Consider the following 22,373-nt stretch of genomic DNA (forward strand, 5'->3'; position numbering starts at 1 on the left):
CTCATGTCCGATTTCCAAAAAACTGTAACTCTGGCTATGACCGGTGCCTCTGGTGCCCAGTACGGCCTGCGTTTGCTGGAATGCTTGCTGGACGCCGGTGTGCAGGTGTATTTCTTGATCTCCGAAGCGGCCCATATCGTGGTGGAAGCCGAAACCGATATGGAGTTGCCCAGAGATGAAGATGAGCTGGAAATTTTCCTGTGCAACTACTTCGACACGGAAGCCGGTCAGCTGCGGGTATTTGGCAAGCGCGACTGGTTTTCACCAGTGGCTTCTGGCTCCGCATCACCCACCACCACCGTTATTTGCCCCGCCAGCGGTGGCACCTTATCCGCAGTGGCCACTGGCGCCAGCAATAACCTGATCGAACGGGCCGCCGACGTCGCCATCAAGGAGAAACGCCAGCTGATTATGGTGCCCCGGGAAATGCCGTACTCCGCCATTCACCTGGACAACATGCGTGCCCTGGCTCACCTGGGCGTTACCATCATGCCCGCCAGCCCCGGTTTCTATCAGCGCCCGCAGTCAGTGGAGGATATGGTGGATTTTGTGGTGGCGCGGATACTGGATCACTTAGGCGTGGAGCAGGATTTGGTCTCCCGGTGGGGGGAGTAGGCTATGGCAGATGCCTTCACCGAAGAAGAAAGGGCCGCTTTGAAGGCGGTTTTGTCGCAGCTCGTTATCCAAAAGCGAACTGGGCAGGTTGGTATTGTTCATGGAGCTAACCGTTTTATATCAACACACATTTGTTGCAAGAAATCTGAAAAGGCTGTGCTCCATTCTGTCTTTAAAAAGTTAGGTCTTCCTCAGGGGATTAATGAAGTAAACTTTTAGCAAAGGTTTCGCCCTGCTGGGCGACTTACTTTCTTTGCTTGTGCAAAGAAAGGTAAGCAAAGAAACACCCCCCCGTTCCGTTGGCCCTACGGGCTCCCCTCGCTCCGCACAATTGCCACGGGTCGGTCTTACTCGCATCCCTGCTCGATCGACCTAACGCGCACACCCATGTGCGCGTTTCCCTACCAATTGCGCTGTGCTCGGCAAACCCAAAGGGGGGGAAATCACGCACGGAATTTACTACGGAGTACACCTATTCCCCTTCGATCTTGCCGAGTGACGGAGGGGTCGTAGGGATAAGCCGACAGGACGTCGGCTTAAGCGCAGCGGGTACAGGAAGTACCCTCTACGCGACCCGGCCATGGCACCGGAGGAGCGAGGGAACCCTGTAGGGGCAAGGGCGACTGGGGTGCCCTTTTCTTGATTACTTCTTTTGGGCAAGCAAAAGAAGTAATTCGCCCAGCAGGGCGAAACCTGCACTGAAAAATTACCTAAAGAAAAAACGACGAAGTTAAAGCCACTAGATTGCCGCGTCGCTTTGCTCCTCGCAATGACGAGGTTGCGGTGGGGTTGTCGCGGTCGACCCTCTGAACTGGGGAGTAGGGGGTTACTCCCCCCTTCCCAGCGGCTTGATCAGCAGTATCAATCTCGGCAACAACGTCAACGACCCCATCAGTGCCACAATCATTGCGCCTGCAGTCAGCACGCCGAAGTATACCGACGGAATAAAGTTCGACAGCGCCAGAATCGAGAAGCCGACAATAATGGTGATGGCGGTGTAGTACAGCGCCTGGCCGATGCTGCCGTGAGAGCGGTGCATGGCGGCGATGTAGTTGCGGTCGATGGCAAATTCCTTGCGGTAGCGGGTGATGTAGTGAATGGCGTGGTCCACGCCAATGCCCACGGTAATCGCGGCGATGGTGATGTTCATCATATCCAGGGGAATGCCCGCCAGCCCCATGCCGCCGAGTACCGCGGTGGCCGCCAGCAGGTTGGGGATGATGGCAATCACCGAAAACCGCAGGGAGCGGAACAGCACCAGGAACATGGCCATAATGCCCAGGAACACCGCGCCCAGAGTAACAATCTGCGAGTAGAACAGACTTTGCAGCATGTTGTTGTACAGCACCAGCAGTCCGGACAGTCGGAACTTGTCGGGGGCGATGCCCACTTCCTCAATAATGTAGTCGCTGATTTGTGTCAGTAGTTCGGAGCGCCGCAGGTCGCCTTCCGTTTCCTTGGTGCGCAGGGTGATGCGCGCCTGGTTGAGCTCGTCGTCGATGTAAGGCTGGATGATGATGCCGTCTACTTCCGGCGACAGCTGCTGGCGCATAAAGGCCAGCTCGAAGTCGTCCAGGCGGTGGTTCATCAGCTTGTTGGCGGCTTCAAAGCCGTTCACGAGAGAACTGACCTTGCCCACCTCCGGTAGGGATTCCAGATGGTAGTGGAGCTTTTCGAGAGGTTCCAGGCCGGCGTTGGTGAACCAGTAGCTGTTGCTGGCGGTACTGCTGCCCTCGTCACCAAAGGGGTCGTCTTCTGCGAAAGGGTCTTCATCCCCAAAAGGGTCTTCGCCGCTATCGGCGAACTCTTCGTCATCGGAGAATGGGTCTTCTTCACCTTCTTCAAGGCCAATGTCCGGCTGCTCAGGCATATCGATAATAATATCCAGCGGCGTGGTGCCGCCCAGGCGGGCGTCGATCACCGACAGCCCCTGGTAAATTTCGGTGTCTTCCTTGAAGTAGTCGATAAAGCGGTTGTCCACCTGTAGCTGGGTAACACCCCAGCCGCCGGCAATGGCCACCACCAGTGCGGTGGCCCAGATAACCCCCTGGCGTTTTTCCGCAAAGCGGGAGAAGTGCAGGGTAAAGGCGCCGGAGCGGTCATTGCCCAGCTTCTGTACTGCTTTGCTACCTAACATCATGCCAGCGGGGATCACCACAAATGCCAGTACCAACGCCACCGAGATGCCGATAGTCATCATCCAGCCAAAGTCGATCACCGGGCGGATGTCGCTTACCACCAGCGAGGCAAAGGCGACAATGGTGGTGAGTACGGTGTACAGGCAGGGGCGCGCCATGGATATCACCGTTTGCCGCACCAGGTCGTACTGGCTGTCGTTCGGGCGGCTGTTGCGCAGCTCCCGGTAGCGCACAATCAGGTGGATGGTGAGTGCCAGGGTAATGATCAGCAGCAGGGCGATAAAGTTGGAAGAGATCACTGTCAGGCGCCAGTCCACCCAGCTGAGGAAACCCAGCATCATCAGTACCGACAGCAGGCAGGTTGTGAGCGGCAATACCACCCAGCGCAGTTGGCGGAAGATAATCGCCAGGGTGAGGATGATAAACAGCACAATGCTGACGCCGAACACTTTCAGGTCGCTGCGAATAAAGTCCACCATGTCGGCGGTGACCATGCTGGGGCCACCCAGAAACAGCTCGGCGTGTTGTTTGTAAGGCTCAATCAGGGCGCGGGCGTTTTCTACCCGGCGGCGGTCTTTTTCTGTGCGCAGGGTGTGGTAATCGCGAAATTCCTTGCTGACACGGGTCAGTTCGTCTGCCTCGGCGGGAATCAGGCCAATGCGCTCTTTTTTCAGTTTCAGTTCGTCCCGGGCGCGCACTAGCTCAACGTACTTGTCGTCGCTGCCAAGGGTGGCGAGAATGGCGGTGGTTTGGCCGTCGGGGCTGAGAATCAGGTCGCGGTAGATCGGGCTTTGCAAAAACTCTTTCTTGGCCAGCTCGCGATCTACCCCTTCAGTGCGCAGGGTACGGGGCGCATCGCTCAGTTGCGATACGGTGATATTGGGGCTGAACAACAGCGGCACATCGAGGATGGAGGTAACGCTTTGCACCCCGTCGAGGGATTGCAGTTCGTCGCGCAAGTCATCCAGCACCTTCAGGGATTGGTCGGAAAACAGGTCGCCGTTGTGAGGCTTGAAGGTCACCAGCAAAAAGTCACCGCTGCCATAGCGCTTGTTCACCTCACGGAAGTAGTCCAGGTCGGTGTCGTGCTCCAGAGTAAGCGACTCGGCGGAGGCGTCCAGCTTGAAATTGGGCAAGCCAAGAGCCAGCCCGGCCGCGACCAGGAAGACCGCCAGCAGGGACAGGATAGGGTGACGCAGTACGATGGCCTCGTACCAGTTGAACAGCTGTTTGGACATTAAGATTCCTTGGGGTGTAAATCGCGCCTGCCTGAACCCCCTGTTTTAAACCAATGGCGGGCGCGGAAAAAAAGCGCGGTATTATGACCGAGAAATGACAGGAACGTTATACTTTTTCGGGTTAACTAATGTTAACCAACTGGCAGTTTTTAACGATGATGGCAGTGTTCAGATGACAATTGCGGCGTGCAGATGAGTGAGTACAGAGGGGTTTTGCTGGATACGGATACCTTTGGTATTGACGATCTGAGCCTGGATGCCATCTATGGATTGCCCGTCAGTTGGCAGAACTACCCGGCTACCAGCCCTGAACAAGTGTCTGGGCGCCTGCACAATGCCCACTTTGTGATCACCAACAAAGCCCCGATTGGCGTACAGCAGCTGGCAGTGGCGCCTCATTTGAAGATGATTGCCGTGGCCGCCACCGGCACCAATGTGATTGATCTGGATGCCGCCCGCGATGCCGGAGTAGCGGTAAGCAATTGTGTTGCCTATGGCAGCAATAGCGTGGTGCAGCACACCATGGCACTGCTGTTGGCGCTCAGCACACGGGTGGTGGATTACCATCGCGATGTAATGGCTGGTGCCTGGCAGCGCAGCCCCATGTTTTGCCGCCTGGATTATCCGGTGGAGGAACTGGCAGGCAAAACTCTGGGTATTGTCGGTTTTGGTGAATTGGGTCGCGGCGTGGCGCGCATCGCAGAAGCCTTTGGTATGACGGTCAAAGTGGCCTCTTTGCCAGGGCGCGAGCAACCTGGACGCACGCCACTGGCGGAATTGCTACCGCAGCTGGATGTGCTCAGCCTGCACTGCCCATTGACGGAGCAGACCCGCAATCTGATTGGCGCCAATGAGTTGGCCGCCATGAAATCCAGCGCTCTATTATTGAACGTAGCGCGAGGTGGCATTGTCCATGAACAGGCACTTGTGGACGCGCTGCGCAATGGCGATATTGCCGGGGCTGGTGTGGATGTGCTCACTCAGGAACCACCTGTGGACGGCAATCCGCTGCTGGCCGGTGATATACCCAACCTGATTGTGACCCCGCACAGTGCCTGGATCAGCCGCCGTGCTCGCCAGACGTTACTCGATCAGGTGGCGGAGAATATTCAGAGCTTTTTGGATGGGGAGCCAAAGCGGTTGGTGTGAACGCGATGCTGTCGTCGGAGAATTGCACTGAACTTAACGCCGTCATCCCCGCGAAGGCGGGGATCCATTAAAGGTCTAAGTATCGACGCACATGGATTCCCGCTTTCGCGAGAATGACGAGATTTTTTCTATGTGCATCACTACGGTATTTGATGGAAGCTTGATTTAACGAGAATTACTATGGCCATTCCCGAACTGATTGCTTTCTTATCCATCCTGCTACTGGCCAGCTTGCTGATCCCGCCATTGGCAAAGCTGATTCGGTTTCCCGCCGCCTCTCTGTTGGTGGTTATTGGCTATCTGGCTGCGGAGCTGTTTATCCATTTTGGAGGTGACACCGGCATTCGTGCCAACAGCTTCCAGCCACTGATTTTTTACGTATTTCTGCCCATCCTGATTTTCGATTCCGCCTATCACCTCAACGCCAAACACTTGCTGCGCAACTTGCCAGCGGTGTTGTGGATGGCGATTCTGGGCATGGGACTGTTGGCATTGCTAACCGCTGTTGGTGTGTATTTCGGCATCAATCACCCCACTGGCTTTCCCTGGACAACCGCACTGGTGTGCGGCGCTCTGCTGGCAGCCACCGACCCGGTAGCGGTGGTGGCGCAAATCAAAAGCAGCAATGCGCCCCAACAGTTGGAGATTCTGCTGGAAGGGGAGAGTCTGTTTAACGACGCCACAGCCGTGGTGTTGTTCTCCCTGTTTATTGCCTTGGCCGTGGGAGATAGCGGCTCGGTGACGCCATCGGCGGCTTTACTGGATTTCGCCCGCTTGTTCTTTGGTGGTATCGCCTTTGGCGCCATGACCGGCTACCTGGCCAGCCTGCTCAGCCGCATTCTGAAAGACAGCTACAGCGCGCCATTGCTCACCCTGTTGCTGGCCTACGGCACCTTCTATCTGGGAGAGCACTGGCTGCATGTGTCGGGAATTATGGCGGTGCTGGCGGCGGGTCTGGTATTGGGGCGCAGCCACCAGTCACTCTACAGCCAGGAGCAAGCGCAGCCACTGAAACAGCTGTGGGGCTTGCTGGGGCAATTGGGCAACAACCTGGTGTTTCTATTGATGGGGGTCACCGTTAGCCTGGCTATGTTTACCCAGCGTTGGTTGGCGATTTTGATTGCCATTGGCGTGGTGATTGTGGCCCGTGTTATCAGCACCTGGCTGAGCCTGAAGGCTGCTAAGCTCACCCCCGGCGGCGAGCCGATACCCAGTGCTTACCAACCAGTGATTATGTGGGGTGGCTTGCGAGGCGTGGTGGCCATTGCTCTGGCGCTGTCGTTGCCAACGGATATGGCGGGCTGGTGGACAGTGCAGGCCATTGCCTTTGGTGTGGTGGTGTTTTCCCTGTTTGTGCAGGCGCCCAGTAACCAGTTGTTGCTGAAGCGATTGATAGAGAAAGATAAATAATTCAGGTGACTTATGATTCTTGCCAAAAAATTCCTAATCAGAAAAAGTCGACGGCGGGTAGAAGAAATTAACGTCTTGCAGAAATTGATAACCGAAGGCTTGGAAAGCGGTGATGCTGGTAAATTAGATATGCAGACCGTTAAGCGGAAGGCCCGTGCTAAGGTAAAAGCGAATTTTAAGTATGAGAGTTGAGTAATAGATCATGAGCGAATTTGACGCTGACCTGTACTCTGATGATGACAGTGTATTGGTTAATGCGCGTAGACGATATATACATCGAAGATGGAACCTTCTTCATAAAGCCATGGTTGGCTCGGAAGAAGATGTCGTTAAGTACTTGTTTCTTGTAAATGCTGGTGGTGCTGTTGCGGTTCTTGGCTTTATCGGTACAGGGCAACTACATCAAGCCGTGGCTTGGGCTGGTGCAGCGCTGCTCTTTTTTGTGATTGGCCTACTCTGTGTTGGTGCATTAAAAACCGTGGTATTTCACCAATACAAGCGAATTTTGGAAGGTTTTGATTCTGATCAAGTGTCTTACTTACAGGGGCAAATGACTTGGGATCAACTAAACGAGAATGATCACTCTCGAAGTGGAATTAGTATGGCAGCAATCATTTGTGGCTATTGTGCACTACTTGCTTTTTTTGCTGGCACCGTATGTGGTGGCTGGGCTCTATATGATAAGTATTTTTATTTTAAGAGCTTTAATTTTTTCCTATAGGAAAGGGGCTGGGTTGAATTTTCAACCCGCCCCTAACCACATGTCAAAAAAATCCAGCTAGTCAGGCGCCTTCTTTTTCAGCCCGACGCTCTTCCCTGCGCTGCTGCATCTTTTGCCGGCGCTTTTGCTTGCGTTCCATGCGCTTTTCACGATGTTCTTCCAATTTTTGCTTTTGCTCATCGGTAAGCAGGTCGTGAATGCGGCCTTTCATTTCCGCCCGTTTGGATACCAGCTGCGCGTAGTTGTCGCCCTGTTGTTGGGCAAGTGCGTCAATCTCACTTTGGTCGGCGCCGTTGCGTACCGCTTCGCCCAGAGCCTGGCGTATTTCGCGGCGCTCTTCGTAAAGCTCCTTCAAGTGCGGGCGCATCTCGGCGCGAATGGCTTTGGCCTGCTCCATCTGGGCTTCATCCAGATTGAGGTGGTGAGCCATACGTTTGAGCATCTGCTCCGGGTTTTTCTGGCCCCATCGTTTCTCGGGGCCAGCCATAGCGGTTGAAATCGTAAATGCGCCGATCAATGCCAGAGCAATACCGGTGGCCTGTAATTTCTTCATGGTGGTTCTCCTTGCTTATTGAGAGTTGAGCCGTATTGGTTAGGTGTGGCCAGTGTAGGCGCAAGGCTTGTAAGGGTGGGTGGCGGCTCTGTAAAAGGGGTGTAAATGTTTTGTAAAGGAAAATGGTACTCTGGCTTGCTGTGGCATTATCGCCCTGAGAAGTTGAGAAGTTGAGAAGGCCCCCTAATTATGAGCCAGCACATACTGATTATTGACGACGATACCGAACTTTGCGAGATGGTGTCTGACTACCTGACGTTGGAGGGTTTTGTCACCACCAGTGTGCACGACGGTGAACAGGGCGCGGAGTTAGGTGGCAGCGATAACTTTGATGCCATTGTGCTGGATGTGATGTTGCCCAAACTCAACGGTTTTGATGTGTTGCGGCGCATTCGCACCAGCTCGCGGTTACCGGTGCTGATGCTCACCGCCCGCGGTGAGGAAGTGGATCGCATTGTCGGCCTGGAAATGGGCGCAGACGACTACCTGCCCAAGCCGTTTAACCCCCGCGAATTGACTGCCCGCTTGCGGGCTATTTTGCGCCGCAGTGGTGACCCTGAAAACCACCAGAAGGAACAGGAGTTTTCCGGCCTGTCGATGCTGCCCAGCGCCCGTCGCACCACCCTTAATGGCTCGGTGCTTGAACTCACCAGCTCCGAATACAATATCCTCTATACTTTGATGTGTCGCCCCGGAGAGGTGGTCAGCAAAGAGTTGATTTCCAGCGATGCCCTGGGAAAACCCCTGGCCCGCTACGACCGCAGTATCGACATGCACATCAGCCATCTGCGTCGCAAACTCGCCGATGGCAACCCCTCCAGCCCGGTGATTGAAACCGTGCGCGGCATTGGCTACCAGTTGATAAGCAGCGATGAAGTGAACTGATGGGGCGCTTGTTCTGGAAACTGTTTAGCGCCTACTGGCTGGCCTTTGTGGTGATTATTGTCGCTGGCTTTGTGGGGCTTTCCCTGTATCGTCAACACCTGACTCATGAACTGTTCGAAAATTCCAGCCGCCCGGAAGTGGTCACTATTGCCAATACATTGCGGGATGACGGGGTGGAAGCGGCTCAGCGCCTGCTGAAGGAAATGCGTTCATCGGGCACATCTCCGCGGCGTTTGGGGCTGGTCATTGTCAATAAAGATGGCACCGTCAGCCTGTCAGGCAGAAAACTGAACCCGCGCAGTCGCCGTAATATTCAGCATGCCTTGAGCAAGCCTTTGATTTACCCGCAGAAGCAAGTGGTATCCCCCCAGGGGGAGAGCTACCACGTTATCTCCATGAGAAAGCAGTTTAGTGGTGGTGAGGAGCCATCCATGATGAGCGGTCGCTGGTTGATTCTCTCAATTGCCACCGCTGTCAGCCTTTTGCTGTGCTTTTGGCTTGCCCGCTACCTGAGCCGCCCAATCAAGCGTTTGAGTCGCGCCACTCGCAGCTACTCAGCTGGCAACCTGCATGTGCGGGTGGCCCCCCATGTGGGATCGCGCCGGGATGAAATCGCTGATCTGGCGCGGGATTTCGATGTAATGGCGGGCAAGTTGCAGCAGTTGATTGACGGTCAGCAGCAACTGCTTACGGATGTGTCCCACGAATTGCGCTCGCCCCTGGCGCGGCTGCAAATGGCGGTGGGGCTGGCCCGCAAACGCCAGCAGGACAGCTCCCTGAACAGTGGTGAACTGGATCGCATCGAACGGGACGTGAAGCGCCTGGGTGAGTTGGTGGGCCAGGTACTGACCCTGTCGCGGCTGGAAACCGGGGTGGCGCCTCAACATCAACAGGACCTGTTGGATGTTTCAGAGTTGCTGCTCACCATTATTGAGGACGCCAACTACGAAGCGGCCAACAAAGGCTGCAAAGTGGTGCTTGATGCGGATATCGAACCCACCTTGATGGCGGATGGTGAACTGCTGCGCCAGGCGCTGGAAAACGTCATTCGCAACGCAGTGCGCTACAGCGCGGAAAGTACGGAGATAACGGTTACCATGGCCGCTGTCTCTGATACCGGTTTCTTTACCATCGATGTCTGCGATCGCGGCCCAGGTGTTGCTGAAGACTTGTTGGAAAAACTGTTTGAGCCTTTTGTACGCGGCAGCGCTGCTCGTGAACGAACGTCTGGCGATCGCGGCTACGGCCTGGGCATGGCCATCACCAAACGCGCTATCGAGTATCACGGTGGTAGTGCTTCGGCTCGCAACCGAAACGATGGCGGCCTGTGCGTCACCATCAAACTGCCCTTCCGGTAGCGTTTCGGGTTGCGAGTTACGGGTCGCGAGCAGGCCGAGCATGCAACCCGAAACCTTGTTGTTCCCCATTGAGTTTATTTTCTGAAGTCTGCATCATTGCTGGCCTCAAATCATTTTTGATAAGGAAACGATATGGATTGGTCAACAGTCATTTTCTGGCTTGTGGTGGTGGGTATCGGCCTCTACGTGGTGTCCATTTACAACCGTCTGGTGTTGTTCAAAAACCGTTACCAGAACGCCTTTGCCCAGATTGAGGTGCAGCTGAAACGCCGTTACGACCTGATTCCCAATCTGGTAGAAACCGCCAAGGGTTACCTGAAGCACGAAAAAGAAACTCTGGAAGCGGTAATCAGTGCCCGCAACAGCGCCCTTGCCGGGCTGCAGGCCGCTGCCGCCAACCCTGCCAGCGGGGCCGCCTTGCAGGAACTTGCCGGGGCTGAAGGGGCACTTGCCGGCGCGCTGGGCAAACTCAGCGTGGTGGTGGAAGACTACCCAGACCTGAAAGCCAACGAAAACATGATGCAGCTAACCGAGGAGCTGACCTCCACGGAAAATCGCGTCTCCTTTGCGCGCCAATCCTTCAACGATTGCGTCACCGCCTACAACAGTTACAAACAAACTTTCCCGCCAGTGATATTTGCCGGGCTGTTTGGCCATGGCAAAGATGCCTCACTGCTGGAATTTGCCGATAGCGAAGCCATTCAGCAGGCACCCAAGGTTAGCTTTTAAATCGTATCGGCAGGGATAGGCCATGAACTTCTACCAACACCAAGACAAAGCGCGGCGTATCACCTGGAAACTGGTGGTGCTGTTTGCCGTGGCAGTGGTTGGCCTGGTGGCATTGACTAACCTGCTGGTGGCGGCGGTGCTGGGCTACAACGGCTCGCTGGCTTCTGTAGACAGCCACTTGTTTGTGCAGATATCCATTGCGGTTGTCGGCACCATCGCCATGGTGATTCTGTTCAAATGGCTGCAACTGCGCGGCGGTGGCAAGGTGGTGGCAGAACAGATGGGCGGCGTGCTGCTGAGCCGTGACAGTCGCGACCGCCATGAACGCCAGCTGCTCAATGTGGTGGAAGAAATGGCCATCGCCGCCGGTATGCCGGTACCGCCGGTGTACCTGCTGGAAGAGCAGGGCATCAACGCCTTCGCGGCCGGTTACAGCGCCAACGATGCGGTAATCGGCATTACCCGTGGTGCTCTGCAAGCCCTTGATCGCGACCAGTTGCAAGGGGTGATCGGCCATGAATTCAGCCATATCCTCCATGGCGATACCCGTATTAACCTGCGTTTGATCGCCGTGCTGGCGGGCATTGTGTTTATCGGCCAGGCGGGCAGAGTCATCATGCGCGGTAGCAGCCGCAGCCGGATTTCTGTTGGGCCTGTAAATAGAGGAAAGAGCAAGGGCAGTGGCGGTATTGTGTTGTTGGGCCTGGGGTTGACCATTATCGGCTATCTGGGGGTGATGATTGGCAACCTGATTCGCGCCGCCGTCAGCCGCCAGCGGGAATTTCTTGCCGATGCCTCGGCGGTGCAATACACCCGCAACCCGGAGGGAATTGCCGGCGCCCTGCAGGTGATTGGCGGCAGCACGGCCAAGTCCTATATGGACAGCAGCCGTGCCGAACAAAACAGCCACCTGTTTTTTGGCAGTGTGCTGCTGCGCAAAGCCAGCTCCGCTTTTGCCACTCACCCACCTCTGGAACAGCGTATCCAGCGCATACTGCCCAATTGGGATGGGGAGTTTCTCGAGCCTCCCGCCAACCCGCAGGCAAGCAGTACCGACTCAGGCCTCAGCCAGTTTGCCGCTGGCAGCGTAACCCCCGGTTTGCAGGAACAAGTGCCTCAGGCAGGCCAGCTAACGGAGCAAAATCTACAGCAGGGGCGCGAGTTAATCGCTGGCCTTCCCGAAGTGCTCGATCGCGCCAGCCGTCACCCCTATTACGCCAGAGCGCTGGTATTGGCCATGGTGGTGAGCAAGCAGTCGGGGGAATTGCAGGATCGGCAACTGCAACTGATCGACGATGGCATACGTCTGCGTCAGCGGGTGCAATCGTTGCTGCCAGCGGTCGCCGACCTCAAACCGGAGCAACGCCTGCCGTTGCTGGAACTGTCGGTGCCCGCCCTGAAGCAACAATCTTTCCGCCAGTACCAACAATTCGATCGCTACCTGCAAGAGGTTGTGGCCGCCGATGGTGAACTGGATCGCTTCGAGTGGATGTTACAGCGGTTGTTAAAGGGCTATCTGGAAAGCAGTTACAGCCTGCCCGGCAGTCAGGGTGGCGCTATTACCTCACTACACCGAGTGGCGCCAGAGTGTTTTGAAATACTCAGCCTGGTGGCCCACGAAGGGCACGACGGCTACTACCCGGCGGAGACTGCTTTCTACAAAGGCATGGAAGTACTCAACATTGGCCCTGCCCGTATTGTTCGCGAAGAAGAACTGACATTGCCCCGCATCGACAGTGCTCTCAACCGCTTACAGCGTTTAAGCCCACTGCTGAAACAACGCCTGCTAAACGCCTGCGCAGCTTGTATCGAGCACGATAACAAAGTGACGGCGAAAGAGAAGGAATGGTTGCGGGTGGTGGCGGTGGCGTTGGATTGTCCGATACCGGTGATTTAGTTATCAGTAAATAAGCTATGAGTGAGAATCCCTATCAGACGCCAGCGTCAGATTTGACTTCAACCCCGGAATCTTTGCACGCACCTAAAGTTGGGTGGAAATTCTATTTCTGGCTTATTTTAGTGCTGGAAATCATTGGGCTATATTCTTCGATTAACGAGCCGGATGTTGATCGACTCTATACAGTTCTAGAAGTGATAGTCTACTCAGTGATTATCTTTGGCGTCTTTGGTTTTTCTCACAATAAAAGAATTTTTCATTCCAAATTCTGGTTAACGTGGATACCAATTGGGATTGCTTATGATATTTACATAACCTATTTGTTAATCATCGACTTCGAAGTCCCTGAAAAACAGCAAATGCTAGTATTACTTGCCTTGACGATTACATTGCCACTATGGTTTTTGCAATATCTTGCTTTGTATAAATATGGATCGAAGTCGCCGGAAATTTGGGATGTTTCAAATAAATAGTAAGTTAAACCACCACCATATTATTCCGATGAATCAATTCCTCGGAATCAATAAACCCCAATAGCCTGGCAATATCCCCACTGTTTTTCCCACAGATTTTCGCACTATCCACGGCGCTGTAGTTCACCAGCCCGCGGGCGATTTCGCTGCCGTTTTTGTCCACGCAGCGCACCAGGTCGCCGCGCTGGAAGTTGCCCTCCACTTTGGTAACGCCGATGGGCAGCAGGCTCTTGCCTTGCTGTTGCAGTACTTTGACGGCGCCGTCGTCCAGTGTCAGGGTGCCGCAAAATTGCAGGTGTCCCGCCAGCCATTGTTTGCGGGCGGCCACTGGCTGCTCATCGGCGCGCAGGCAGGTGCCCAGCGATTCACCACTGTGCAGGCGGGTGAGGATCTCTGCCTCCCGGCCCCAGGCAATCAGGGTGTGGGTGCCGGAGCGTGCCGCCAGGCGGGCAGCGCGCAGTTTGGTGACCATGCCGCCGCGACCCAGTGTGCCACCATCGCCAGCCAGTTTGTCCAGTTCGCTGTTGGCGGCCCGTTCTTCGCTAATCAAGGTGGCATCAGGGTTGCTGCGAGGGTCGGCGCTGTAAAGCCCTTCCTGGTCGGTCAAAATCGCCAAGGTATCCGCTTCCACCAGATTGGCTACCAAGGCGCCAAGGGTGTCGTTGTCGCCAAAGCGAATTTCATCGGTCACCACGGTGTCGTTTTCGTTGATCACCGGAATCACACCCAAATCCAGCAAAGAGCGCAGGGTGCTGCGGGCGTTCAGGTAGCGGTGGCGGTTGGACAGGTCGTCGTGGGTCAGCAGTATTTGTGCGGTTTGCAGGCTGTGCTGTTGCAGAGCGCTCTGCCAGGTTTGCACCAGCCCCATCTGGCCGACAGCGGCCACCGCTTGCAGTTGGTGCATATTCTGTGGACGCTCACTCAACCCCAGCTGGCTGATGCCCGCCGCCACGGCGCCGGAGGACACCAATACCACCTCGACGCCTTGATCGCGCAGAAAAGCCAATTGCTTTGCCCACTGGTTAATGGCATCACGATCCAGGCACTGGCCATTATCGGTGAGCAGGGCGCTGCCGATTTTTACCACCCAGCGGCGGCTTTGTTTGAGCTGGTTGCGAATATTCATGGTGACTGCCAGTACGGTTCGGTTGCGGACTGTATCACAGGCAGATTATATGGGTGAAAGGTTCGCTGTACCTTTTTGGCGCCTGCTTGGGTATCATCGCCACCATGGATATCAACACTTATATGAACGACGTTGGCCAGCAGGCTCGCAGCGCATCTCGCGCTCTTGCCAGGGCCAGTAGTGAACAGAAAAATCGCGCCTTGTTAGCCATGGCCGACGCGCTCGATGGTGCCCGCGAACAGCTGTTGGCCGCCAATGACAAAGACGTGGCCGCGGGCCGTGAATCTGGCCTGGATGCCGCGTTGTTGGATCGCCTGGCTCTGGATCACAGCCGTATCGATGGTATGATCGAAGGGTTGCAGCAGGTGGCTGCTCTGGAAGACCCTGTCGGTGCCATCGACGATATGCGCTATCGCCCCAGCGGCATCCAGCTGGGCAAGATGCGTGTGCCGCTGGGGGTGGTGGGCATTATTTATGAGTCCCGCCCCAATGTGACCATCGACGCCGCCAGTCTTTGCCTGAAATCCGGTAACGCGGCGATTTTGCGCGGTGGCAGCGAAGCATTTCACAGCAATTGCGCCATTGCCGAGTGTGTGGCGGCGGGGCTGCGCCAGGCGGATTTGCCAGAGGCGGCGGTGCAGTTGATCGCCACCACAGATCGCGCAGCGGTTGGCCAGTTGATTGCCATGCCTGATTACGTGGATGTGATTATTCCCCGCGGTGGCCGCGGCCTGATTGAACGCATCAGTAACGAAGCGCGGGTGCCGGTTATCAAGCATCTGGACGGTATTTGCCACGTGTACATCGATGGCGAAGCGGATTTGGAAAAGGCATTCAATATTGCCCTTAATGCCAAAACTCATCGCTATGGCGTGTGTAACGCTATGGAAACCCTGCTGGTTGCCGAACCGGTAGCGGCGCAAATACTGCCTCGTCTGGCGGCAGCTTATGCCGAAAAGAAAGTGGAACTGCGAGGCTGTGCTCGTACAGCGGAATTGATCAGCTGCAATCCGGCCAGTGAACAGGATTGGGCTACCGAATATTTGGCGCCTGTGCTGTCCATTCGCGTGGTGGCGGATGTGAGTGGCGCTATGGATCATATTGCCCAGTACAGCTCCGGCCACACCGAATCCATTGTCACCGAGAACTACACCACTGGCCGCCGCTTTCTGACAGAGGTGGATTCCAGTTCGGTGTTGATCAACGCCTCCACCCGTTTTGCCGACGGTTTTGAATATGGCCTGGGTGCGGAAATTGGTATCTCCACCGACAAATTCCACGCTCGCGGCCCAGTGGGGCTGGAAGGGCTGACGTCGCAGAAATGGATTGTGTTTGGCGATGGCCAGATCAGGCAGTAACCGTTGAGCACACCTGAGCTATCCCAACAGCCCTCGGTAGGCTTGTTTGGTGGCACGTTTAACCCGGTTCATATCGGCCACCTGCGCTTGGCGTTGGAGATTCGCCAACACCTGCAGTTGGATGAAATGCGGCTGATGCCCTGCGCGCTGCCCCCTCATCGCGATGCTCCGGAGGTAGCTGCGCAACACCGCCTGGCCATGTTACAGCTGGCGGTGGCAGGGGAACCCGGTTTGCAGGTGGATGATCGTGAGCTGCGCCGCGCAGCGGCACATGCCGAAGCCAGGCCTTCCTATACTATTGATTCCGTTGCTGAATTGCGCACCGAGTTGGGGCCGCAGGCGGTTATTTGCCTGTGTATTGGCATGGACTCCCTGTTATCGCTGGATACCTGGCACCGTTGGCGCGAGTTGCTGGATTTTGTTCATCTGGTGGTGGTGGCGCGCCCCGGTTGGACTGCGCCACAATCGGGGGATGTGGCTGAGTGGCTCAAGCAGCACCGTATTGAGGATGCCGACCAGCTGCACCAGCAGCCGGCGGGTAAAGTGTGGCTGGAAACCCTGACCCTGTTACCGGTTTCCTCCACAGAAATTCGCCACAATCTGGCGGTGGGGCAATCGGTGCGTTACCTGTTGCCGGAGGCGGTAATAGGCTACATTAGTAAGTACAAACTGTATGCGAGAGATGCCTGATTGCAGGCTCTTTAATTAACTGGACAATCTATGAATCAAAATTTGCAGGAACTGGTAATCGATGCCCTGGAAGGCGTCAAAGCGAAAGATATTGTCACCCTGGATGTCAGTGGCCTCAGCGATGTTATGGATACCATGATCGTTGCCAGCGGCACCTCCAATCGCCACGTCAAGGCGCTGTCCGATAATGTTACCCACGAGGCCAAGGCGGCAGGCTTTCAGCCGTTGGGTGTAGAAGGCGCCGATCGTGCCGAATGGGTGCTGGTGGATCTGGGAGACGTGGTGGTTCATATCATGCTGCCCGCCACCCGCGCTTTTTACGATCTGGAAAAACTCTGGTCCATGCGCCCGGACGATGCCCAAAAAGAACAGTCTTAAACAAGGCACTGGCTTGTGCGCCTGAAAATCATCGCTGTCGGTACCAAAATGCCCGCCTGGGTAGAAACCGGTGTGCAAGAGTACGGCAAACGCTTGCCGCCAGAGCTAAAAATGGAATGGCATGAACTGTCACTTGGACAAAGAGGCAAAGGGGCCGATGTCAAACGGGCCATGGCCAAAGAAGGTGAAGCCATGCTCAAAGCCATAGGCCGCAATGACAAAGTGGTTGCCCTGGATGTAAAAGGCAAACCCTGGAGCACTGAACAGCTGGCAGGTCAGCTGAGCGACTGGCAGTTCCAGGGGTGTGATTACAGTTTTTTGATCGGCGGCCCCGATGGCCTGGCGCCAGAATGCCTGACTCGTGCCGACCTGAAATGGTCGCTGTCGCCGCTGACGTTGCCTCACCCGCTGGTGCGCATTGTGCTGGCGGAACAACTCTATCGGGCGTGGACAATCAATGCCGGTCATCCCTATCACAAGTGAGACGAGAGATGAGAGACGTGAGACGAATTGCGGCTCTTACATCTCCCATCTTCCGTCTCCCATCTCTCGGAGCGAGCCATTAATCAGGAGCTAAAAGATTCCCAGCGGGAACAGTCGCTCTATGTCCTGCGCTTGCTGGTGGCCGCTGCGGTGGTGCTCGGTCTGGCGCTGGCTCTTGGTTTGCGCTACTACAGCTTGCAGATTGAAAGCCACCAGCACTACGTGGCGGCATCGGAAGAAAATCGCGTGCACGTGCGCCCGGTGGCGCCCATACGGGGGCTGATTTACGATCGTAACGGTGAGTTGCTGGCGGATAATCGCCCCAGTTTTATTCTGCGTATCGTCGTGGAACGCACCGACGACCTGGATGGTCTTCTGGCCCAGTTGCGCCAGATGGTAGACATCAGCGACCAGCAAGTGGCGCAGTTCAAGAAACGCCTGCAACGGCGCCACCCCTACGAAGCCATTGCCTTGCGCTACAACCTCAGTGAGCGTGAACGCGGCATTTTGGCGGTGGATGCCCACCGCTTGCCCGGTGTGGAGGTGGCGGCTCAGGTGGTGCGCTACTACCCTCAAAAAGAGCGTTTGGCCCATGTGTTGGGGTATGTCAGCCGTATCAGTGAGGGTGACCTGAGGGGCCGTGATGAGCAGCGCTACCGTGGCACGGATGTCATTGGCAAGCGCGGCTTGGAATATCACTACGAGGATATCTTGTTGGGCGGGGTGGGCAGCGAGAACGTGGAGACCAATTCCCGTGGCCGGGTGATGCGAGTGCTGGAACGCAACGATCCCCAGCCGGGCAAAAATCTGCAGCTGTTCCTGGACAGTCGCCTGCAACAGGTGGCTCTGGATGCTCTGCAAGGGGAGCGCGGTTCAGTGGTTGCTCTGGATACCACAACCGGTGGTGTGTTGGCCATGGTGAGTGCTCCGGGTTACGACAGCAATCTGTTTGTCACCGGTATCAGCCACAAGGATTATGGCGAACTGCGGGATTCTCTGGATAAACCATTGCTCAATCGCACTTTGCAAGGCACTTATCCACCCGCATCTACCGTCAAGCCCGCCTACGGGTTGGCGATGCTCAAGAGCGGTGTCGCCACAGCAAATACCGAGGTGTGGGCCCCCGGCCATTTCAGGCTGCCCAATATCGACCATGAATATCGCTGCTGGGAGCGTCGCGGTCATGGCCATGTAAATATGCGGTCGGCTATTCAGCAATCCTGTGATATCTATTTTTACAAGCTGGCTTACCAGATGGGCATTGACCAAATGGCTCCCATGGGCAGGAGTGTTGGCCTTGGACAGCCCACGGGTATTGATATGTCCGGCGAGAAAGTCGGTGTGATGCCCAGCCGCGAGTGGAAGCAGGGCGCGCGCGGGGTTAGCTGGTATCACGGTGATACTATCAATGCGTCTATTGGCCAGGGTTTTACTGCTGCGACGCCATTGCAGTTGGCGGTGATGGCCATGCGTTTGGCCAATCGTGGTGAGTCGAGACCGCCCAAGCTGGTGCAGTCTGTGGGGGGTGAGCCCATCGATTTGGAGCCGCCGATGCAGCATATAGTCGCCGATAGTGCCCACTGGGATGTGGTGCAGGGGGCGATGGAGTCGGTGATTCACACGCTTAAGGGTACGGCTAACGCGGTGGCCAAAGGCTTGCAGTATCGTATGGCGGGTAAAACCGGTACCGCCCAGGTGGTGAGTATTGCCCAGGGTGAGAAGTACGACGCCGAGATTCTCACCAAACGTACATTACCCCACGCGTTGTTTATTGGATACGCGCCTGCTGACGACCCGAAGATTGCGGTGGCGGTGATTATCGAAAACGGCGAGAAAAGCAGCCGCAGCGCCAAAGTGGCGCGCCAGGTGATGGATGCCTGGTTGCTGGAATATTCGGATCAGCCGTTGGTGACTGATGATGGCCAATAGCTCAGTACGTAAAGGTTGGGGATCACTGGTTGTGACACGCTGTCCTAATTTGGAAAAGAAAGTCGTCCCTGTAAGCTCGAGGCCAGCATCCCTGCTGGCCACGGTCACAACCAGTAATCCCCAACCTTTACCGGCAAGCTGGGAGTTGTCGTAGTGCAAAACGATTTTGTCCGCCATTTGCGCCAGCACAGCACCGGTATGTACCGCAAGAATCGCTGGCAGAAGTTGCATCTGGATATGCCGCTGATCCTGCTGTTGATGCTGTTGTGCGGCATTGGTTTGATGGTGTTGTACAGTGCTAGCGAGCAGAGCCAGCATTACCTGAAACGGCAGATGGTGTTCTACGCTGTGGGTTTTGTGGTGATGTTGGTCACAGCGCAGTTGTCGCCGCGACTGTTGGCTCGTTGGGCGTTGCTGCCTTACGCCATTGGTTTGCTGCTGCTGGTGGCGGTGTTGTTTTTCGGGGTGGGGGCCAAAGGGGCGCAGCGCTGGTTGGAGTTGGGAGGCTTTCGCTTTCAGCCCTCGGAGATTATGAAAGTGGCGGTGCCGCTGATGCTGGCCAGTTATTTGGGGCAACGGCATCTGCCACCGACGCTTCGCTATGTGTTGGCGGCTTTGTTGATGATGGTATTGCCCGCGCTGTTGGTGGGTTTGCAACCGGATTTGGGCACGGCGCTGCTGATCTTTGCGTCTGGCTTTTTTGTGCTTTTTCTGGCGGGACTGCACAAGCGCTATATGTTGGGTGCCGGCCTGTTGGCCATGGCGGCGATTCCGCTGTTTTGGCTGTTTTTGCTTCACGATTACCAAAAGCAGCGTATTCTGACGTTGCTTGATCCCCAGGCGGATCGGCTCGGTTCTGGCTGGAATATTATCCAGTCCACCACCGCTATTGGCTCCGGTGGTTGGCAAGGCAAGGGTTGGATGCAGGGTACTCAATCGCAGTTGGATTTTTTGCCAGAGCCACACACGGATTTTATTATCGCCGTGTTCAGTGAGGAGTTCGGTCTGGCAGGGGTGCTGAGCCTGCTGGGGCTGTATTTGCTGATTGTGGGGCGTTGCCTGTTTTTGGCTCTGCGCGCCAGTAATATGTTTGGTCGTTTGCTGGCGGGCAGTATTGCGTTGACCTTTTTTGTGTATGTTGTGGTCAACATGGGTATGGTATCTGGCGTTTTACCGGTTGTTGGTGTGCCTTTACCCCTGGTGAGTTATGGGGGTACTTCCATTGTGACCCTGATGCTTGGGTTTGGTATGCTAATGGCCGTTTGTGTTGATAAGCGTTAGGGCAACAGACCCTGACTTGTGAGGGAGATTTTTCGGTGAACAAACGTGTTGTAACATTTGTAGCGGCGGTGGCGCTGCTGTTTTCTGCCGGGGTGCAGGCAAAAAACTATCTGGGTAATCCACAGGCCGAGTCATTTATCGGCCTTATGGTGGAGGAGCACGATTTTAAAGCCACCGAGCTGCGGCGCTTGTTTGCCCAGGCGGAGTTCAAGCAGAGCATTATTGATGCCATGACCCGCCCCGCCGAGAAGGTAAAACCCTGGCGCGATTACCGCAAAATTTTCTACACCAGCAAACGCATTGATCTGGGTACCAAGTTCTGGCGTGAAAATTCCGAAGCCCTGATGCGTGCCAAGGAAGATTACGGTGTAGACCCGGCGATGATTGTTGCCATTATCGGCGTGGAAACCTACTACGGCCGCAACAAGGGCTCTTTCCGGGTACTGGACGCACTTTCCACCCTGGCCTTTGACTACCCCAAGCGCAGCCGCTTTTTCACCAAGCAGCTGGAGCACTTCCTGCTGCTGGCCCGTGAGCAAAACCAGGACCCCCTGGCCCTGAAAGGCTCCTACGCTGGTGCCATGGGCTTTGGCCAGTTTATTCCCAGCAGCTATCGCGCTTACGCGGTGGATTACGATAACGACGGCTTTGCCGATATCTGGAACAACACCACCGACGCCATTGGCAGTGTTGCCAATTACTTTGCCGAGCACGGCTGGAAAGACGGTGAGCCAGTGGCCACCCGTGTCAAACTTAAGCCGGATTACTCTCCCGATGTGATCACCAAAGGTTTAAAGCCGGATCGCACCATTCTGGAATTCAGCGAACACGGTTATTTTCCAGTGGATTTTGCCTCTCCAGACGCCATGGCTTCTGCCATCAAACTGGATGGCCAGAACGGCGTGGAGTTCTGGTTCGGGCTGCATAATTTCTATGTGATTACCCGCTATAACCACAGCAGCATGTACGCCATGGCGGTCTATCAGGTGAGCCAGGCGATTCGCGAGCGCATGGAGCCCCATCTCGCAGAAAAATAGTTTGCAGGTAAATAGTCTTGCGGAAAAATAGTCTTGCTGAGAAATAACCGCCTTTTCTTCCCACTGCTCGCAGCGGTACTGCTGCTGGCGGGCTGTGGCGGCTCCAATTACTACAAGGATGACCGCCCGCCTCGCCAGGACAGAGACGTCAGCCAGATTCCCGATGCGGTCCCCAGAGTAGAGCCCATCACTCGCGCCGGCAATACCAACCCCTATCGCGCCCTGGGCAAAACCTACCATCTGCTGCCGGACAATCGCGGTTACAAGGCCCGCGGTATGGCCTCCTGGTACGGCAGCAAGTTTCACGGCAGGCCCACCGCCAACGGCGAAACCTACGATATGTTCGCCATGACGGCGGCCCACAAAACCCTGAAAATTCCCGCCTATGTGAAAGTCACCAATCTGGAAAATAATCGCCAGGTGGTGGTGCGAGTGAACGATCGCGGCCCGTTCCTGCACGATCGTTTGATTGATCTTTCCTACGCGGCGGCCAAGAAGCTCAATTTTGCCGATGATGGTCTGGCGCAAGTTGAAGTCGAATACATAGACCCTGCAGGTGTGCAGGCCCGGCCAGAGCCAGTCAGGCCGGCGCAAACAGGCAAGCCTATGGAGAAAGGCAGTTATCTGCAGTTGGCGGCATTTTCCAAGGCCAAGCCTGCCCTACAAATGCAGGCGCGCCTGCGCCAATGGGTGGGCCATCCGGTATTGATGACCATCAATGAGGGTTCCAAGGGCCTGCTTTACAAAGTCTTGATCGGCCCCGTGGCTCAGACTGAAGAGCAGCAGCGTCTTAAAGCGCAGGTGCGCCAGCGGGAAAAGCTATCTCCATTTTTGGTTCAGTTTTAACGGTATTGCTTCATACTTCTGCTGTGGTACTCGTGGTAAAATCCCCGCCGATTTTGAATCCTGTCACCCTTCATTTCAT

General features: G+C 55.7%; 21 protein-coding genes. 18 read left to right on the top strand and 3 right to left on the bottom strand.

Features of this window, described 5'->3' with window-relative positions; translation table 11 throughout:
- Window positions 1-3 precede the first annotated feature (3 nt).
- Both QSV34_RS08950 and QSV34_RS08955 read left to right on the top strand, forming a co-directional pair.
- Window positions 4-615 carry a flavin prenyltransferase UbiX gene (locus QSV34_RS08950; protein WP_289153921.1) on the top strand — a complete coding sequence of 204 codons (612 nt, stop codon included), beginning with the start codon at window positions 4-6 and terminating at the stop codon, window positions 613-615.
- A gap of 3 nt (window positions 616-618) precedes the next feature.
- Window positions 619-834 (top strand): hypothetical protein, encoded by a 216-nt coding sequence (locus tag QSV34_RS08955; RefSeq protein WP_289153923.1) that lies wholly within the window; start codon window positions 619-621, stop codon window positions 832-834.
- Window positions 835-1,441: 607 nt separating this feature from the next.
- On the opposite strand, the gene QSV34_RS08960 is transcribed toward QSV34_RS08955, so the two are convergent.
- Window positions 1,442-3,991: an efflux RND transporter permease subunit gene (locus QSV34_RS08960; RefSeq protein WP_289153925.1), complete on the bottom strand. Its 2,550-nt coding sequence runs from the start codon at window positions 3,989-3,991 to the stop codon at window positions 1,442-1,444.
- A 192-nt stretch (window positions 3,992-4,183) separates the two neighbouring features.
- Here QSV34_RS08960 and QSV34_RS08965 point away from each other — a divergent pair, with 192 nt between their 5' ends.
- The 3 genes from QSV34_RS08965 to QSV34_RS08975 all read left to right on the top strand — a co-directional run bounded on the left by QSV34_RS08965 (window position 4,184) and on the right by QSV34_RS08975 (window position 7,271).
- Window positions 4,184-5,140 (top strand): 2-hydroxyacid dehydrogenase, encoded by a 957-nt coding sequence (locus tag QSV34_RS08965; protein WP_289153926.1) that lies wholly within the window; start codon window positions 4,184-4,186, stop codon window positions 5,138-5,140.
- Window positions 5,141-5,320: 180 nt separating this feature from the next.
- Window positions 5,321-6,550, top strand: coding sequence for a cation:proton antiporter (locus QSV34_RS08970; protein ID WP_289153928.1), 1,230 nt, complete (start codon window positions 5,321-5,323; stop codon window positions 6,548-6,550).
- 202 nt (window positions 6,551-6,752) lie between these two features.
- On the top strand, window positions 6,753-7,271 hold the full coding sequence (locus tag QSV34_RS08975; protein ID WP_289153930.1) for a hypothetical protein: 519 nt from the start codon (window positions 6,753-6,755) through the stop codon (window positions 7,269-7,271).
- 61 nt (window positions 7,272-7,332) lie between these two features.
- On the opposite strand, the gene QSV34_RS08980 is transcribed toward QSV34_RS08975, so the two are convergent.
- Entirely contained in the window at window positions 7,333-7,824 is a 492-nt protein-coding gene (locus QSV34_RS08980) for a Spy/CpxP family protein refolding chaperone (RefSeq protein WP_289153932.1), read from the bottom strand.
- 189 nt (window positions 7,825-8,013) lie between these two features.
- Between QSV34_RS08980 and QSV34_RS08985 the strand changes: the two genes are divergently transcribed.
- From QSV34_RS08985 to QSV34_RS09005, 5 genes are all read left to right on the top strand, one after another.
- Window positions 8,014-8,709 (top strand): response regulator transcription factor, encoded by a 696-nt coding sequence (locus tag QSV34_RS08985; RefSeq protein WP_289153934.1) that lies wholly within the window; start codon window positions 8,014-8,016, stop codon window positions 8,707-8,709.
- A complete protein-coding gene (locus QSV34_RS08990) occupies window positions 8,709-10,067 on the top strand; it encodes an ATP-binding protein (protein ID WP_289153935.1) in 1,359 nt (452 codons plus the stop codon). The genes QSV34_RS08985 and QSV34_RS08990 overlap by 1 nt, the downstream gene beginning before the upstream one ends.
- Before the next feature lie 132 nt (window positions 10,068-10,199).
- On the top strand, window positions 10,200-10,796 hold the full coding sequence (locus tag QSV34_RS08995) for a LemA family protein (protein ID WP_289153936.1): 597 nt from the start codon (window positions 10,200-10,202) through the stop codon (window positions 10,794-10,796).
- A 22-nt stretch (window positions 10,797-10,818) separates the two neighbouring features.
- Window positions 10,819-12,693 (top strand): M48 family metalloprotease, encoded by a 1,875-nt coding sequence (locus QSV34_RS09000; protein WP_289153938.1) that lies wholly within the window; start codon window positions 10,819-10,821, stop codon window positions 12,691-12,693.
- A gap of 17 nt (window positions 12,694-12,710) precedes the next feature.
- The gene (locus QSV34_RS09005; protein ID WP_289153939.1) at window positions 12,711-13,166 is read left to right on the top strand and encodes a hypothetical protein; all 456 of its coding nucleotides are present in this window, start codon (window positions 12,711-12,713) and stop codon (window positions 13,164-13,166) included.
- A gap of 4 nt (window positions 13,167-13,170) precedes the next feature.
- Here QSV34_RS09005 and proB read toward each other — a convergent pair whose 3' ends face one another.
- Window positions 13,171-14,292 (bottom strand): glutamate 5-kinase, encoded by a 1,122-nt coding sequence (gene proB / locus QSV34_RS09010; RefSeq protein ID WP_289153941.1) that lies wholly within the window; start codon window positions 14,290-14,292, stop codon window positions 13,171-13,173.
- A gap of 104 nt (window positions 14,293-14,396) precedes the next feature.
- Between proB and QSV34_RS09015 the strand changes: the two genes are divergently transcribed.
- The 8 genes from QSV34_RS09015 (at window position 14,397) to QSV34_RS09050 (ending at window position 22,294) form a co-directional block, all read left to right on the top strand.
- Window positions 14,397-15,650 (top strand): glutamate-5-semialdehyde dehydrogenase, encoded by a 1,254-nt coding sequence (locus QSV34_RS09015; protein WP_289154028.1) that lies wholly within the window; start codon window positions 14,397-14,399, stop codon window positions 15,648-15,650.
- A gap of 3 nt (window positions 15,651-15,653) precedes the next feature.
- A complete protein-coding gene (gene nadD / locus QSV34_RS09020; RefSeq protein ID WP_289153942.1) occupies window positions 15,654-16,340 on the top strand; it encodes a nicotinate-nucleotide adenylyltransferase in 687 nt (228 codons plus the stop codon).
- Between the two features lie 30 nt (window positions 16,341-16,370).
- Window positions 16,371-16,718, top strand: coding sequence for a ribosome silencing factor (gene rsfS, locus QSV34_RS09025; protein WP_289153944.1), 348 nt, complete (start codon window positions 16,371-16,373; stop codon window positions 16,716-16,718).
- Between the two features lie 15 nt (window positions 16,719-16,733).
- Window positions 16,734-17,201 carry a 23S rRNA (pseudouridine(1915)-N(3))-methyltransferase RlmH gene (rlmH, locus tag QSV34_RS09030; RefSeq protein ID WP_289153946.1) on the top strand — a complete coding sequence of 156 codons (468 nt, stop codon included), beginning with the start codon at window positions 16,734-16,736 and terminating at the stop codon, window positions 17,199-17,201.
- Between the two features lie 27 nt (window positions 17,202-17,228).
- Entirely contained in the window at window positions 17,229-19,130 is a 1,902-nt protein-coding gene (gene mrdA / locus QSV34_RS09035) for a penicillin-binding protein 2 (RefSeq protein ID WP_289153947.1), read from the top strand.
- A 198-nt stretch (window positions 19,131-19,328) separates the two neighbouring features.
- A complete protein-coding gene (gene rodA / locus QSV34_RS09040) occupies window positions 19,329-20,411 on the top strand; it encodes a rod shape-determining protein RodA (RefSeq protein ID WP_289154030.1) in 1,083 nt (360 codons plus the stop codon).
- Window positions 20,412-20,446: 35 nt separating this feature from the next.
- On the top strand, window positions 20,447-21,448 hold the full coding sequence (gene mltB / locus QSV34_RS09045; protein ID WP_289153949.1) for a lytic murein transglycosylase B: 1,002 nt from the start codon (window positions 20,447-20,449) through the stop codon (window positions 21,446-21,448).
- Between the two features lie 33 nt (window positions 21,449-21,481).
- The gene (locus tag QSV34_RS09050) at window positions 21,482-22,294 is read left to right on the top strand and encodes a septal ring lytic transglycosylase RlpA family protein (protein ID WP_289153950.1); all 813 of its coding nucleotides are present in this window, start codon (window positions 21,482-21,484) and stop codon (window positions 22,292-22,294) included.
- Window positions 22,295-22,373: the final 79 nt, after the last annotated feature.

Origin of the sequence: Porticoccus sp. W117 (assembly GCF_030341905.1) — a bacterium.
GTDB lineage: Bacteria > Pseudomonadota > Gammaproteobacteria > Pseudomonadales > Porticoccaceae > SCSIO-12696.